This is a genomic window from Streptomyces griseoaurantiacus (genome assembly GCF_036189845.1).
In the GTDB taxonomy this organism is placed as follows: Bacteria; Actinomycetota; Actinomycetes; order Streptomycetales; family Streptomycetaceae; genus Streptomyces; species Streptomyces griseoaurantiacus.
On the sequence record NZ_CP108326.1, the window covers coordinates 5,535,742 to 5,550,302 of the forward strand.

A 14,561-nucleotide genomic window follows, 5' to 3' on the forward strand; every position below is an offset into this window, starting at 1 on the left:
ACAGGTGGCTACACCCTCGAAAGGCGCCCCCGTGTCCATCGGCAACTCCCCTGACGACAACCCCTCCAAGGACGCACGCCCGGTCGAAGACGCATCCTTCGGCGAGGGCGGTTCCGGCGACGACCACGAGGCCACCCGTGCCGCCGACCGTCCCTCGATCGGCACCGCCCTGCGCAGGGCACGCATCGACGCCGGTCTGACCGTCGACGAGATAAGCAACGCCACCCGGGTGCGCACCACCATCGTGCACGCGATCGAGCGGGACGACTTCGCGCCCTGCGGCGGCGACGTCTACGCGCGCGGGCACCTGCGCACCCTGGCGCGCGCCGTCCACCTCGATCCCGGACCCCTGCTCGAGCAGTTCGCCGAGGAACACGGCGGGCGCCCCGCGCCGACCCCGGCCGCCCCGCTCTTCGAGGCCGAGCGGATCCGCCCCGAACGCCGCGGGCCCAACTGGACCGCCGCCATGGTCGCCGCGATCGTCGCGGTCATCGGCTTCGTCGGCTTCACCCTGTTCAGCGGCGGTGACGACGAGGGCGGCACCGAGGCCAAGGTCGCCGGCGGGGCCACCGCCACCGCGAGCAAGCCCGCCAAGTCCGCCACCCCCAAGTCCGGCAAGCCCGCCGACCCCAAGCCCGACCCCACGGACAGCGCCATCGCGGCGGCCCCGCAGGACAAGGTGACCGTCAAGGTGAGCGCCACCGACGGCCGGAGCTGGATATCGGCCAAGGACCACAACGGCCGCACCCTCTTCGACGGCACCCTGGAGAAGGGCGACTCGCAGACCTTCCAGGACAAGGAGCGGGTCGACCTCGTCCTCGGCGATGCGGGCGCGGTACGGCTCCACGTCAACGGCAAGGAGATCAAGGACGATTTCCGGGCCGGCCAGGTCCAGCGGCTGACCTACACCAAGGGCGACCCCGAGGCCGGATGACCGGGCCGGGTCCGCGGCGCCCCACCCGGGCCGGGAGGATCCGGCAAGGGGGTACCGACAGGGCCAACCCCGTCGACGTGGGATGTCGGCGGGACGAAGTAGTCTTGAGCCCATGCCTGAACGCCGTACCGTCGCACTCGTCACTCTCGGCTGCGCCCGTAACGAGGTGGACTCGGAGGAGCTCGCAGGCCGTTTGGAGGCGGACGGCTGGCAGCTCGTAGAGGACGCCGAGGACGCGGACGTCGCCGTCGTCAACACCTGCGGATTCGTCGACGCCGCCAAGAAGGACTCCGTCGACGCCCTCCTCGAGGCCAACGACCTCAAGGACCACGGCAGAACCCGGGCCGTCGTGGCCGTCGGCTGCATGGCCGAGCGGTACGGCAAGGAACTCGCCGAGGCCCTGCCCGAGGCCGACGGCGTCCTCGGCTTCGACGACTACGCCGACATCTCCGACCGCCTGCAGACCATCCTCTCCGGCGGCATCCACGCCGCGCACACCCCGCGCGACCGGCGCAAGCTGCTGCCGATCAGCCCCGCCGAGCGCCAGGAGGCCGGCACCGCCGTCGCCCTCCCCGGGCACGGCCCCGTCGACCTCCCCGAAGGTCTCGCCCCCGCCTCCGGGCCGCGGGCACCGCTGCGCCGCCGGCTCGGCGGCGCGCCGGTCGCCTCCGTGAAGCTCGCCTCCGGCTGCGACCGCCGCTGCTCCTTCTGCGCCATCCCCTCCTTCCGCGGCTCCTTCATCTCCCGCCGCCCGAGCGACGTGCTGAACGAGACGCGCTGGCTGGCCGAGCAGGGCGTCAAGGAGGTCATGCTCGTCTCCGAGAACAACACCTCCTACGGCAAGGACCTCGGCGACATCCGGCTCCTGGAGTCCCTGCTGCCCGAACTCGCCGAGGTCGACGGCATCGAGCGGGTGCGCGTCAGCTACCTCCAGCCCGCCGAGATGCGCCCCGGCCTGATCGACGTGCTGACCTCCACCCCCAAGGTCGCCCCCTACTTCGACCTCTCCTTCCAGCACTCCGCGCCCGGCGTGCTGCGCGCGATGCGGCGCTTCGGCGACACCGACCGCTTCCTGGAACTGCTCGACACCATCAGGAACAAGGCCCCCGAGGCCGGTGTGCGCTCCAACTTCATCGTGGGCTTCCCCGGCGAGTCGGAGGCCGACCTCGCCGAACTGGAGAGATTCCTGAACGGCGCCCGCCTGGATGCGATCGGCGTCTTCGGGTACTCCGACGAGGACGGCACGGAAGCCGCCACGTACGAGAACAAGCTCGACGCGGACACCGTGGCCGAGCGGCTGGACCGGGTCTCCCGGCTCGCGGAGGAACTGGTCGCGCAGCGCGCCGACGAGCGCCTCGGATCGACCGTGCACGTGCTCGTGGAGTCCGTCGACGAGGACGGCGTGCACGGCCGCGCCGCGCACCAGGCGCCCGAGACGGACGGCCAGGTGCGGCTGACGGGCGGCGAGGGTCTGGACGCCGGCCGTATGGTCGAGGCGAAGGTGGTCGGGGCCGAGGGCGTCGACCTGGTGGCCGAGCCGCTCCCGGGCTCCCCGGGATGTACCAAGGAGGCGGGCAGATGACCGGAGTCCCGGCATCCGCGGCGGGCGGCCCTTCCGGCGCCCGTGGGACGGCTCCCGCCTCCGAGGCCCCCGGAGCGACGGCGGCGGATGTCGCGCGCGCGAGCGTGCGGGACTCCGGTGCGGGCGAGGGGACCACGGCCGTGCAGCCCGGGGCCGGGCCGCGTGAGGGCGCGCGGGCGGTGCGGGGCGGGAAGATCGGCGCCGCGGCGGTCGACCAGGCGAGCGTCTGGAACGTGGCCAACCTGCTCACCATGCTCCGCCTGCTCCTCGTGCCGGGCTTCGTCGCGCTGATGCTCGGGAACGGCGGCCACGACCCGGCCTGGCGCTCCTTCGCCTGGGCGGCCTTCGCCGTCGCCATGATCACGGACCTGTTCGACGGGCACCTCGCGCGTACGTACGACCTGGTCACCGACTTCGGCAAGATCGCCGATCCCATCGCGGACAAGGCGATCATGGGAGCGGCACTCATCTGCCTGTCCGCCCTCGGTGACCTGCCCTGGTGGGTGACGGCGGTCATCCTCGGCCGCGAACTCGGCATCACCCTGCTGAGATTCCTCGTCATCCGCTACGGCGTCATCCCCGCGAGCCGCGGCGGCAAGCTGAAGACCCTCACTCAGGGCGTGGCCGTCGGCATGTACGTGCTCGTCCTCACCGGATGGCTCGCCTCCCTGCGGTTCTGGGTGATGGCCGCGGCGGTCGTTCTGACGGTGGTGACCGGGCTCGACTACGTGAGACAGGCCATTGTGCTGCGCCGCCGGGGAATCGCCGAGCGCCGGGCCGCGTTGGAAGAGGCGCGAGGGTGACGTCCGGGGCCGCCGAAGTGCTGCGACTACTCACGGTGAGGGGCGAGACGCTCGCCGTCGCCGAGTCGCTGACCGGCGGTCTGGTGGCCGCGGAGATCGCGTCCGTGCCGGGGGCCTCGAAGGCCTTCCGCGGTTCGGTCACCGCGTACGCCACCGACGTGAAGCGGGACGTCCTCGGAGTCGAGGGCACCCTACTGGCCGAACGCGGTGCGGTGGATCCGCAGGTCGCGGCCCAGATGGCGGCCGGCGTACGCCGACTGCTGGGCGCGGACTGGGGAATCGCCACGACCGGTGTGGCCGGCCCCGAACCCCAGGACGGACAACCTGTCGGCACGGTCTACGTGGCCGTCGACGGCCCCTTCGAGACAGTTTTCGGAGAACCTGGTGGCGAGAAAGTGGTGTCGCTGCGGTTGAACGGTGACCGTACGGAAATTCGTATGGAGAGTGTACGGAGCGTACTCGCACTCCTCCTGGAGGAGCTCGCGGGCGAACAGACCGGGAATGAGCGGGCACAGGATACGGAACGGAACGGGGGGACTTGATGTTTGCAGCCCTGAGTGAACACGACAGCGCTCCCCGCACGGCCGCGGCGCGAGGCGGTACGGTGGGGCGTGAAGGATGCGGTTACGCGGTCCGAGGAGGGAGCCACCGATGATTCTGCTCCGTCGCCTACTGGGTGACGTGCTGCGTCGGCAGCGCCAGCGCCAGGGCCGTACTCTGCGCGAAGTCTCCTCCTCCGCCCGAGTCTCGCTCGGTTATCTCTCCGAGGTGGAGCGGGGGCAGAAGGAGGCTTCCTCCGAACTGCTCTCCGCGATCTGCGACGCGTTGGACGTACGGATGTCCGAGTTGATGCGCGAGGTGAGTGACGAACTCGCGCTCGCCGAGCTGGCGGCGTCGGCCGCGGTCACCGAACCGGTGCCCGCTCCGGTGCGTCGTCCCATGCTCAATTCCGTGTCCGTCGCCGGCGTCCCGCCGGAACGGGTCACGATCAAGGCACCCAGCGAAGCGGTGGACGTGGTCGCCGCCTGACGCGCTGTCCCGCGCGACATGACGAGCCCCGGTGGGGAGTTCCGGTTTAGTACGGAACTCCCCACCGGGGTTTTCGCATGCCATGGCGCTCGGCCGCCCGGCGCGCGGGTGCGTTTGCCGGGGTACGGCGGGGCGGTCAAGGTGGAGGGATGATCCGGACGGACCCGACCGGTGCGGGAGGTGCCGTGCGCGCACCGCGGGTGTGCGGTGACGGCACGACCGGCCGTGACGGTGCGCCCGTGTGCCGTCGGTGCGCCCTCCCCCTCCCGTGTGACGGGCGGCTAGCGTCTGGCGGCAGGTGGCGGCCATGACCGGGCGCGCGGCGCGCTGGGGGGTGGCGCTGGCGCTCGGCGGGCTGTGGTGGTGGGGACTGCTGCGGCTCGTCCTGGCACCCGAACCGGGACTGCTGGAGGGGGCGGTCGCCACCGGGGGGTGGGGGCTCAGCCTGCTGCCGGTGCACTGTGTGCCGAAGGCCCGCGTGGCGGGCCGGACCGATGGGGGGAACCCTGGCGGTGGCGGAGGCTGGGCATCGGCCGTGCGGCGGCGTGACGAGGGGGAGCCGGGCCGCCGCACGGCCGAGGGGGAGGCAGGACCCTCTACGAGCGCCGAGTGACCGTACGGGGAGCGGGGGCGGGCGCCGGGCCCGATTGGCACACGGGGCACCAGTACGTGGGGCGCTCGCGGGAGCCGTCGCCCTGGTCGGCCAGCCGGATGCGGGTGCCGCAGCGCAGACAGGGCCGTCCCGCGCGGCCGTACACGAACAGGGGCTGCTCGCGGCGGCCGGTGGTGTTGCGGACGGGGCGCTCGCGGTTGGCCTCCAGGACCTTCCGCGCGAGCGCGGGCAGCGCGGCGAGGTGACCGGGGGGCAGCTCGCCCAGCGGGAGCCAGGGGGTGGCCCGCAGCAGGAAGCACAGCTCGCTCTTGAAGACATTGCCGATGCCGGCGAGATTGCGCTGGTCGAGCAGGGCCTCGCCGAGGGGGCGCGTGGGCTCGCGCAGGAGGTGGGCGAGGGCCGTGTCCGGGTCCCAGTCGGGGCTGAGCAGGTCCGGGCCCAGATGGCCCACCGCGCGGGACTCGTCCTCGGTGCGCAGAAGCTCGAGGACGGGCAGGCGGTAGCCGACGGCCGTGCGCTCCTCGGTGCCGAGGATCGCGCGGATCTGGTGGGCGGGGCCGCCGGTCCAGCGCTTGCCGGGCGCGTACAGCTTCCACGCGCCGTCCATGCGCAGATGGGAGTGGAGGGTGTAGCCGCCCTCGATGCGGGTGAGCAGGTGCTTGCCGCGGGGGGTGACGTCCAGGACGGTGTGGCCGGTGAGGTCGGAGGTGGCGAACCGGGGGACGCGGAGGTCGAACCGGGTCAGCCGCCTGCCCGCGAGGGCGGTGTGCAGTCGGGCCGCGGCCTGATGGACGGTGTCGCCTTCGGGCATGGGTACAGGGTGACACGGTGGCGGGCGGGAGGGGGACCGCCCTCCCCGCCCCTGCCCTTGCCCCCATCGGGGGTCCGTCCACCGGGGGCTTCGCCCCCTTCGACCTCGGGGGGCGCCGTACCCCGTGGGCCGGGCCCGCGCCCGGGCGGGGCTGCTCCGCCCGCACCCGAGGAGGCACGGGCTCGCCGCCGGGTGTCTCCGCGGTCGCCTCAGGCTCTGATGCGCAGGCCCCTCGGGGTGGCCACGAAGCCCGAGGTCTCCAGCAGGGTGCCCCAGTCAGACGTGAGGGCGGCGACGCCGTTGATGCGTTCGACGGTGAGGGTGCCGAGGGAGCCGGCGCGGGCGGCGGCGGACAGCGCCTCCGCGGCGGCGGGCAGACGGGGGTCGTCCCGTGGCGCGGTGTCCGGTGCCGCGGGCCAGGCGAGGAGGGTCTTTCCCCCGCGCTCCATGTAGAGCGTCAGCTCGCCGTCGACCAGGACCACCAGGGAACCGGCCTTCCGGCCCGGCTTGTGCCCGGCGCCCTCCGGCGGCTCGGGCCAGGACAGTGCCGCGCCGAAGGCGTTCGCCGGATCCGCCGCGGCCAGGACGACCGCCCGGCTCCGGCCGCCGGCGGAGCGGCCGCGCCCGTGGCCGGGCGGGGAACCGGGGGGACCCGGCTGCCGTGCCGGACCGCCGCCGCCCGTGCCGGAGCGCGGGCCGCCGTAGCCGGGGGCGGACCAGGGATCGTCCGTGTCCACCGGCCCGCCCGCGTCGCCCTCGCCGTCGTAGGGGGTGTCGAAGGCGTCGAGGAAGCCCTCACCGGCGACCGAGCCGGTGGCCGCGCCCGTTGGGACGGGTGGTGTTCCGCCGCGTTCGCGGGCGTTGGCGACCGCGCGCAGCCGGTCCACCGCGCCGTCCATCGCGAACTGTGCCGCGCCGAGCCCCTCGACCACATAGCCGCGGCGGGCCTGGCCGCTGTCCTCGAAGGCGGACAGGACGCGGTACACCGCGGAGAAGCCGCCCTCGACGCCCTCGGCGCCGACCGCGCCCCGGGTCACCACCCCGTGCCGGTCGAGGAGGGTGCGGGCGAGCGCGTGGGCACGCACGGTGGGGTCCGCCTCCGGTGAGGGGAGCAGCGACCAGCGGCCCGCGACCGTGGGCGGGCCCGTGCGCGACTGGGGGCGTGCGGAGGCTGTCAGGGAGCCGTACCGTCCGCGCGGGACGGAGCGCTTGGCGCGGTGTGCCGTGGAGCCCGCGGTGCGGCCGGAACCGAGGAGGGAGCGCATCGGTGCCAGCGTGTCGTTGGTGAGCCGCCCCGACCAGGCCAGGTCCCAGATCGCGTCGGCCAGTTGGGGGTCGGTGGCCTCGGGGTGGGTGGTGGCGCGGACCTGGTCGGCGATCTGACGGAAGAACAGGCCGTAGCCGCCGGAGAGCGTGTCGAGCACCGACTGGTGGAGCGCGGACAGCTCGACGGGGTGGGGTGGGGGCAGCAGCAGGGGAGCCGCGTCGGCCAGGTAGAGGGAGACCCAGCCGTCCTTGCCGGGCAGGGCGCCCGCGCCGGCCCACACCACCTCGCCCGCGGCGGTCAGTTCGTCGAGCATCGCGGGCGCGTAACCGGCGACGCGGGAGGGCAGGACGAGCTTCTCCAGGGCGGACGCCGGCACGGACGCCCCCTGCAACTGCTCGATGGCGCGCACCAGTCCGTCGATACCGCGCAGGCCGTGCCCGCCGCCGACGTGCTGCCACTGCGGCAGGAACTGCGCCAGCGCGGCGGGCGGCACCGGCTCCAGCTCGTGCCGCAGCGCGGCCAGCGAGCGGCGCCGCAGCCGGCGCAGCACCGTCGCGTCGCACCACTCCTGGCCGATGCCCGCCGGGTGGAACTCGCCCTGCACGACCCGGCCGCTCGCCGCCAGCCGCTGCAGCGCGCCCTCGGTGACGGCGGTGCCCAGGCCGAAGCGGGCGGCGGCCGCGGCCGAGGTGAACGGGCCGTGGGTGCGGGCGTAGCGGGCGAGGAGGTCACCGAGGGGGTCCTTCACCGGCTCGGTGAACGCCTCGGGCACGCCCACGGGCAGCGCGGTGCCGAGCGCGTCGCGCAGCCGGCCGGCGTCCTCCACCGCGGCCCAGTGCTCGGCGCCGCCGATGCGCACCCGGATGGCCCGCCGGGACGCGGCCAGTTCGGGGGCCCATCCGGGGGCGGCGCCCCGCTCGGCGAGTTCCGCGTCGGTGAGCGGGCCCAGCAGCCGCAGCAGGTCGGCGACGCCCTCGGCGTCCTTGACGCGGCGGTCCTCGGTGAGCCACCGCAGCTCCCGCTCCAGCTCGGTGAGCACCTCCGCGTCGAGGAGTTCGCGCAGCTCGGCCTGGCCGAGCAGTTCGGCCAGCAGCCGGGAGTCCAGCGACAGGGCGGCGGCGCGCCGTTCGGCGAGCGGAGAGTCCCCCTCGTAGAGGAACTGGGCGACGTAGCCGAACAGCAGGGAGCGCGCGAAGGGGGAGGGCTCCGGGGTGGTCACCTCGACCAGGCGCACCTTGCGGGACTCGATGTCGCCCATGAGTTCGGTGAGCCCGGGGACGTCGAACACGTCCTGGAGGCATTCGCGGACCGCCTCCAGGACGATCGGGAACGATCCGTATTCGCTCGCCACCTGCAGCAGTTGGGCCGCGCGTTGACGCTGCTGCCACAGGGGGGTGCGCCGGCCGGGGCTGCGGCGCGGCAGCAGCAGCGCGCGGGCGGCGCACTCGCGGAACCGGGAGGCGAAGAGGGCGGAGCCGCCGACCTGGTCGGTGACGACCTGGTCCACCTCGCCCTTGTCGAACAGGACGTCCGAGGCGCCCACGGGGGCCTGATCGGCCTCGTGGGCCGTGCCGGTCGCCGAGGGTTCCCCGTCCAGCAGGTCCAGGCCCATCAGATCGGCGTCGGGCAGGCGCAGCACGATGCCGTCGTCGGCGTGCATGACCTGGGCGTCCATGCCGTACCGCTCGGAGAGCCGGGCGCCGAGCGCGAGCGCCCAGGGGGCGTGGACCTGCGCCCCGAAGGGGGAGTGCACCACGACCCGCCAGTCGCCCAGCTCGTCGCGGAACCGCTCCACGACGATCGTGCGGTCGTCCGGGACGTGACCGCAGGCCTCGCGCTGCTCCGCGAGGTAGGAGAGCACGTTGTCGGCCGCCCAGGCGTCGAGTCCCGCCGTCAGCAGCCGCAACCGGGCGTCCTCCTCGGACAGCGCGCTCACCTCGCGCAGGAACGCGCCCAGCGCGCGGCCCAGTTCCAGTGGCCGGCCCAGCTGGTCGCCCTTCCAGAACGGCAACCGGCCCGGGACGCCGGGGGCGGGGGAGACCAGGACCCGGTCGCGGGTGATGTCCTCGATGCGCCAGGAACTCGTGCCGAGCGTGAACACGTCGCCGATCCGCGACTCGTAGACCATCTCCTCGTCGAGTTCGCCGACCCGGCCGCCGCCCTTCTTGGGATCGGCTCCGGCGAGGAAGACGCCGAAGAGTCCGCGGTCCGGGATCGTGCCCCCGGAGGTGACGGCCAGGCGCTGGGCGCCGGGGCGGCCGGTGACGGTGCCCGCCACGCGGTCCCACACCACGCGGGGGCGCAGTTCGGCGAAGGCGTCCGAGGGATAGCGGCCCGCGAGCATGTCCAGGACCGCCGTGAACGCCGATTCCGGCAGCGAGGCGAAGGGGGCCGCGCGGCGGACCAGGGCCAGCAGGTCGTCGACCTGCCAGGTGTCCAGCGCCACCATGGCGACGAGCTGCTGCGCGAGCACGTCCAGCGGGTTGGCGGGGACGCGCAGCGACTCGATGGAGCCCGTGCGCATCCGTTCGGTGACCACCGCCGCCTGCACCAGGTCGCCCCGGTACTTGGGGAAGACCACGCCGGTGGAGACCGCGCCCACCTGGTGGCCGGCGCGGCCCACGCGCTGCAGCCCGGAGGCCACCGAGGGCGGCGACTCCACCTGGATCACGAGGTCCACCGCGCCCATGTCGATGCCCAGTTCCAGGCTCGAGGTGGCCACCACCGCGGGCAGCCGGCCCGCCTTGAGGTCCTCCTCCACCAGAGCGCGCTGCTCCTTGGAGACCGAGCCGTGGTGGGCGCGCGCGAGGACCGGGGGCGCTCCCTGGGCCGCGCCGGAGTTGCCCATCAGCTCGGCGGGGGAGTGGTGTTCGTCCAGGGGCTCGCCGGTGGCGCGTTCGTAGGCGATCTCGTTGAGCCGGTTGCACAGGCGCTCGGCGAGGCGGCGCGAGTTGGCGAAGACGATCGTCGAGCGGTGCGCCTGCACCAGGTCGGTGATGCGCTCCTCCACGTGCGGCCAGATGGAGGGGCGTTCGGCGCCCTCGTTGCCCTCGGCCACGGGGGAGCCGCCCAGCTCGGCGAGGTCCTCGACGGGGACGACGACCGACAGGTCGAACTCCTTGCCGGACTCCGGCTGGACGATCTCCACCTTGCGGTGCGGCGAGAGGAAGCGCGCCACCTCGTCCACCGGGCGGACGGTGGCCGACAGGCCGATGCGGCGGGCGGGGCGCGGCAGCAGTTCGTCCAGCCGCTCCAGGGACAGCGCGAGGTGTGCGCCGCGCTTGGTGCCCGCGACCGCGTGCACCTCGTCCAGGATCACCGTCTCCACGCCGGTCAGGGCGTCCCGCGTGGCGGAGGTGAGCATCAGGAACAGCGACTCGGGGGTGGTGATCAGGATGTCCGGCGGGCGCGTCGCCAGGGCGCGGCGTTCGGCGGCCGGGGTGTCGCCGGAGCGGATGCCGACCTTGACCTCCGGCTCGGGCAGGCCGAGCCGCAGCGCCTCGTGCCGGATGCCGGTCAGAGGGCTGCGGAGATTGCGCTCGACGTCGACCGCGAGGGCCTTCAGCGGGGAGACGTACAGCACCCGGCAGCGCTTGCGGGGTTCGGCCGGGGGCGGGGCGGAGGCGAGCTGGTCGAGCGCGGCGAGGAAGGCGGCCAGCGTCTTGCCGGAGCCGGTGGGGGCGACGACGAGGACGTCCGAACCCTGCGCGAGGGCCTGCCACGCGCCGGCCTGGGCCGAGGTGGGCGCGGGGAACGCCCCCGTGAACCAGCCGCGGGTCGCGGGCGAGAAGCCGTCCAGGGCTCGATGGGCGGAGCTGACCATGGGTCCATGGTGCCCTGCCCCACTGACAATGCGCGTGACCTGCGGCTTCGGCCGCCACCGGGTCGGCCGGGGGCCGCCCCCCACCCGGGGCGCGCGCGGTGTCCGGCGCACGGCGGACAATGGAGGCATGGCGGGTGGCGAGGAGCGGGCACGGCACTGGCGGTACGAGGAACTGCCGGGCGTCGACCTGCTGCGCGCCCGATACGTGGAGAAGCGGTTCGTGCGCCACACCCACGAGGAGTTCGTCATCGCCGCGATCTCCTCCGGCGTCGAGGTCTTCCACCACGGCGGCAGCGACCAGTACGCGGGCAGCGGCGCGCTCGCCCTGGTCAACCCCGACACCCCGCACACCGGCCGCGCCGGAGTGCCCGAGGGCTGGCGGTACGGCGCCGTCTACCCCTCGCCGGACCTCGTGGCGGACATCGCCGCGGAGACGACCGCGCTCCGCGGCACCCCCGGCTTCGTCAGCCCCGTGCTGCACGACCCCTACGCGGCCGGACTGGTCCACGAGGTGCTGCGCGCGGCCGAGGAGGGCAACCCGCTGGCCGCCGACACCCTGCTGCGGGTTGCCGTGACGCGCCTGCTCCGGCGGAACGGCGGAACCCTGCCGCGGCGGACCGTGCGGACGGCGGGCGCCCGGCTGGCGGCACGCGCGCGTGCCGTGCTGGAGGAGCGGATGGCCGAGCCGCCGAGCCTGGACAGACTCGCCGCCGAGCTGGGAACGGGTCCCTTCGCGCTGCTGCGGGCCTTCCGCGAGGCCTATGGGATGCCGCCGCACACCTGGCTCACCGACGCGCGGGTGCGCGCGGCCCGCCGGCTGCTGGACGCCGGTGTCCCGCCCGCCGAGGCGGCCGTCGCCGTCGGCTTCACCGACCAGCCGCACCTCGGCCGGCACTTCACCCGGATCGTCGGGGTTCCGCCGGGGGCGTACCGGCGGGAGCGCAAGAACATACAAGATTCCAGGCCGCGCGCTTCGTAGCGTGGGACGGGTGGCAGAACAGACAGCTTTCGCGGACGAAGGAGCGGGGACGGCGGGGGCGACGGCGGCGGAGGCGGACGGGAAGCCCGACGCGGCCGTGGTTCGGGACGCCCTGGGCGTCGGGATCGCCGTCGGACTCTCCGGGTTCGCCTTCGGAGTGACCTCGGCCGGCAGCGGCCTGACCCTCGCGCAGACCTGCGTACTCAGCCTCCTGGTGTTCACCGGAGCCTCCCAGTTCGCCCTGGTGGGCGCCCTCGCGGCCGGGAGCAACCCGCTCACCGCCGCCGCCGGGGCCTTCTTCCTCGGCGTGCGCAACGCCTTCTACGGGCTGCGGCTCTCGCAATTGCTGGCGTTGCCCCGCGTGGTGCGTCCGTTCGCCGCCCACTGGGTCATCGACGAGACGACCGCCGTCTCGCTCGCCCAGCCCTCCCGGCGGGCCGCCCGGCTCGGCTTCACGGTCACCGGCCTCAGCCTCTACGTGCTGTGGAACCTGACCACGCTGCTCGGCGCCCTGGGCGCGGAGGCGATCGGCGACACCGACGCGTGGGGACTCGACGCCGCGGGTCCGGCCGTCTTCCTCGCGCTGCTCGCCCCCATGCTGCGAACCACCACCGAGCGCGTCGTGGCCGGCCTCGCCGTACTGCTGGGGCTCGGGCTGCTGCCCGTCCTGCCCGCCGGCGTACCGGTGCTGGCCGCGGCGCTCGCCGCCCCGCTGGTGCTCTTCCTGAAGGGCCGGCGGAAGGCCGCACGGCCGGGAGGGGAGGAGCGGTGACCGTCTGGTTCGCGATCGCGGCGACCGCGGTCGGCGCCTATGTCGTCAAGCTCGCCGGTCTGCTGGTGCCCCAGGGGGTCCTGGAGCGGCCCCTCGTGCGGCGGCTGGCCGCCCTGCTGCCCGTCGCCCTGCTGGCCGCCCTCACGGCCCAGCAGACCTTCGCCGACGGCCGTGCGCTCGTCCTGGACGCCCGCGCGGCCGGGCTCGCCGCGGCAGCGGTCGCCCTGGTGCTGCGCGCCCCCTTCCTGCTGGTGATCGCCGCCGCGGTGGTCGTCACGGCGGGGGTGCGGGCGATGACGGGCTGACCCGGCCCGGGAGCCCTGCCGGGGCGCTCCCCGGGAGCGGGATACTGGTGCCATGCGGTTGACGGTTTTCTGGCAGCGGATGTCGGAGCACTTCGGTGCGGGCTACGCCGACACCTTCGCGCGCGACCACGTGATGACGGAACTCGGCGGCCGCACGGTCCACGAGGCGCTGGACGCGGGCTGGGACGCCAAGGACGTGTGGCGCGTGGTGTGCACCGCCATGGACGTCCCGCAGGAGCGGCGCTGAGCCCCGCCCGGCGGGCGAAACCGGCGGCTCGCGCCCTTCCCCGGCGCCGTGCGGTGTGTCCCGGGTCACGTCAGGGACGGGCGGTGACCGGGTTGTCGGTGGAGTAGGCGAGACTTGCCCCGTGGCCCCGACTGACGAGACCGCGCAGGTCCCCCCGCACCCGGCGCCGGCCGACCCGCCCCGGCCGCCCGGACCCCCGCCCGAGGGCGCGGCCGGGCGTCCCGCCCGCATGCCGCGCTGGCTGCCCCGGGCGATGGTGCTGGCGCTGGCCCTGATCGCCGCCTTCCAGCTCGGCAGCTGGGCCTTCCACCAGCTCACGGGACTGCTGATCAACATTCTGATCGCGTTCTTCCTCGCGCTCGCCATAGAGCCCGCGGTGAGTTGGATGGCCTCCCACGGCCTGCGCCGGGGACTGGCCACCTTCCTGGTCTTCCTCTGTCTGCTGCTCCTGACCGCGGGGTTCGTCGCCCTGCTGGGCTCGATGCTCGCCGGGCAGATCATCAAGATCATCGAGGGCTTCCCGGAATACCTGGACTCGCTCATCCAGTGGACGAACACGACCTTCCACACCGAGCTCAGACGGGTCGACGTCCAGAACAACCTGGTGCACTCCGACTGGCTGCGGAAGTACGTGCAGAACAGCGCCACCGGCGTGCTGGACGTCTCCGCGCAGGTGCTGGGCGGCCTGTTCAGACTGCTGACGATCACCCTGTTCTCGTTCTACTTCGCGGCCGACGGGCCCCGGCTGCGGCGTGGCCTGTGCTCGGTGCTGCCGCCGGCCCGGCAGGCGGAGGTGCTGCGCGCCTGGGAGATAGCGGTCGACAAGACCGGCGGCTACCTGTACTCGCGCGGCCTCATGGCACTGATCTCGGGCGCGGCGCACTACGTCCTGCTGCAGGCCCTGGAGATCCCCTACGCGCCCGTGCTCGCCGTCTGGGTCGGCCTCGTCTCGCAGTTCATCCCGACCATCGGCACGTACCTGGCGGGCGCCCTGCCCATGCTGATCGCGTTCACCGTCGACCCCTGGTACGCGCTGTGGGTGCTGGGGTTCGTGGTGGTGTACCAGCAGTTCGAGAACTACATGCTGCAGCCGAAGCTGACCGCGCGGTCCGTGGACATCCACCCCGCCGTCGCGTTCGGCTCGGTCATCGCGGGCACCGCCCTGCTCGGCGCCGTCGGCGCGCTGGTCGCCATCCCGGCGATCGCCACGCTCCAGGCGTTCCTGGGGGCCTATGTGAAGCGGTACGACGTCACGGACGACCCGCGCGTCCACGGGCACCGCAACCGGCGTCCGCCGGGCGGGGTCTCCCGGGGGTTGCGCCGGCTCTGGGCGGCCAGGCGGGGAACCGGACCTCGGGGAGAGGCCTGACCGCGCGCCCTCGGCGCGGCCAAGGGG

Annotated in this window: 13 protein-coding genes; 11 read left to right on the forward strand and 2 right to left on the reverse strand. The window is 74.1% G+C overall.

The window, feature by feature from the left end:
• Positions 1–31: 31 nt before the first annotated feature.
• The 6 genes from OHB09_RS24650 to OHB09_RS24675 all read left to right on the forward strand — a co-directional run bounded on the left by OHB09_RS24650 (position 32) and on the right by OHB09_RS24675 (position 4,961).
• On the forward strand, positions 32–934 hold the full coding sequence (locus tag OHB09_RS24650; RefSeq protein WP_006142540.1) for a helix-turn-helix domain-containing protein: 903 nt from the start codon (positions 32–34) through the stop codon (positions 932–934).
• Positions 935–1,046: 112 nt separating this feature from the next.
• Entirely contained in the window at positions 1,047–2,516 is a 1,470-nt protein-coding gene (gene rimO / locus OHB09_RS24655) for a 30S ribosomal protein S12 methylthiotransferase RimO (RefSeq protein ID WP_191852113.1), read from the forward strand.
• Positions 2,513–3,319, forward strand: a complete 807-nt coding sequence (gene pgsA / locus OHB09_RS24660) for a CDP-diacylglycerol--glycerol-3-phosphate 3-phosphatidyltransferase (protein ID WP_191852112.1) — start codon at positions 2,513–2,515, stop codon at positions 3,317–3,319. The genes rimO and pgsA overlap by 4 nt, the downstream gene beginning before the upstream one ends.
• Positions 3,316–3,861, forward strand: a complete 546-nt coding sequence (locus OHB09_RS24665; RefSeq protein ID WP_006142543.1) for a CinA family protein — start codon at positions 3,316–3,318, stop codon at positions 3,859–3,861. Before pgsA ends, OHB09_RS24665 begins: the two co-directional genes overlap by 4 nt.
• A gap of 109 nt (positions 3,862–3,970) precedes the next feature.
• Positions 3,971–4,348, forward strand: a complete 378-nt coding sequence (locus OHB09_RS24670; protein ID WP_006142544.1) for a helix-turn-helix domain-containing protein — start codon at positions 3,971–3,973, stop codon at positions 4,346–4,348.
• 307 nt (positions 4,349–4,655) lie between these two features.
• Entirely contained in the window at positions 4,656–4,961 is a 306-nt protein-coding gene (locus tag OHB09_RS24675; RefSeq protein WP_328922535.1) for a hypothetical protein, read from the forward strand.
• On the opposite strand, the gene OHB09_RS24680 is transcribed toward OHB09_RS24675, so the two are convergent.
• Together OHB09_RS24680 and OHB09_RS24685 are read right to left on the reverse strand one after the other, a co-directional pair.
• Positions 4,945–5,772 carry an Fpg/Nei family DNA glycosylase gene (locus OHB09_RS24680; RefSeq protein ID WP_328922536.1) on the reverse strand — a complete coding sequence of 276 codons (828 nt, stop codon included), beginning with the start codon at positions 5,770–5,772 and terminating at the stop codon, positions 4,945–4,947. The two genes, OHB09_RS24675 and OHB09_RS24680, sit on opposite strands and share 17 nt — an antisense overlap.
• A 209-nt stretch (positions 5,773–5,981) precedes the next feature.
• Positions 5,982–10,862 carry an ATP-dependent helicase gene (locus tag OHB09_RS24685; RefSeq protein WP_328922537.1) on the reverse strand — a complete coding sequence of 1,627 codons (4,881 nt, stop codon included), beginning with the start codon at positions 10,860–10,862 and terminating at the stop codon, positions 5,982–5,984.
• A 127-nt stretch (positions 10,863–10,989) separates the two neighbouring features.
• Between OHB09_RS24685 and OHB09_RS24690 the strand changes: the two genes are divergently transcribed.
• The 5 genes from OHB09_RS24690 (at position 10,990) to OHB09_RS24710 (ending at position 14,534) form a co-directional block, all read left to right on the forward strand.
• Positions 10,990–11,841: an AraC family transcriptional regulator gene (locus OHB09_RS24690; RefSeq protein WP_328922538.1), complete on the forward strand. Its 852-nt coding sequence runs from the start codon at positions 10,990–10,992 to the stop codon at positions 11,839–11,841.
• A gap of 10 nt (positions 11,842–11,851) precedes the next feature.
• Positions 11,852–12,613 (forward strand): AzlC family ABC transporter permease, encoded by a 762-nt coding sequence (locus tag OHB09_RS24695; RefSeq protein WP_167795023.1) that lies wholly within the window; start codon positions 11,852–11,854, stop codon positions 12,611–12,613.
• The gene (locus tag OHB09_RS24700; RefSeq protein ID WP_006142550.1) at positions 12,610–12,918 is read left to right on the forward strand and encodes an AzlD domain-containing protein; all 309 of its coding nucleotides are present in this window, start codon (positions 12,610–12,612) and stop codon (positions 12,916–12,918) included. The genes OHB09_RS24695 and OHB09_RS24700 overlap by 4 nt, the downstream gene beginning before the upstream one ends.
• A gap of 52 nt (positions 12,919–12,970) precedes the next feature.
• Positions 12,971–13,165 carry a DUF3046 domain-containing protein gene (locus OHB09_RS24705; protein WP_006142551.1) on the forward strand — a complete coding sequence of 65 codons (195 nt, stop codon included), beginning with the start codon at positions 12,971–12,973 and terminating at the stop codon, positions 13,163–13,165.
• A gap of 121 nt (positions 13,166–13,286) precedes the next feature.
• Positions 13,287–14,534 (forward strand): AI-2E family transporter, encoded by a 1,248-nt coding sequence (locus OHB09_RS24710; protein WP_191852106.1) that lies wholly within the window; start codon positions 13,287–13,289, stop codon positions 14,532–14,534.
• Positions 14,535–14,561: the final 27 nt, after the last annotated feature.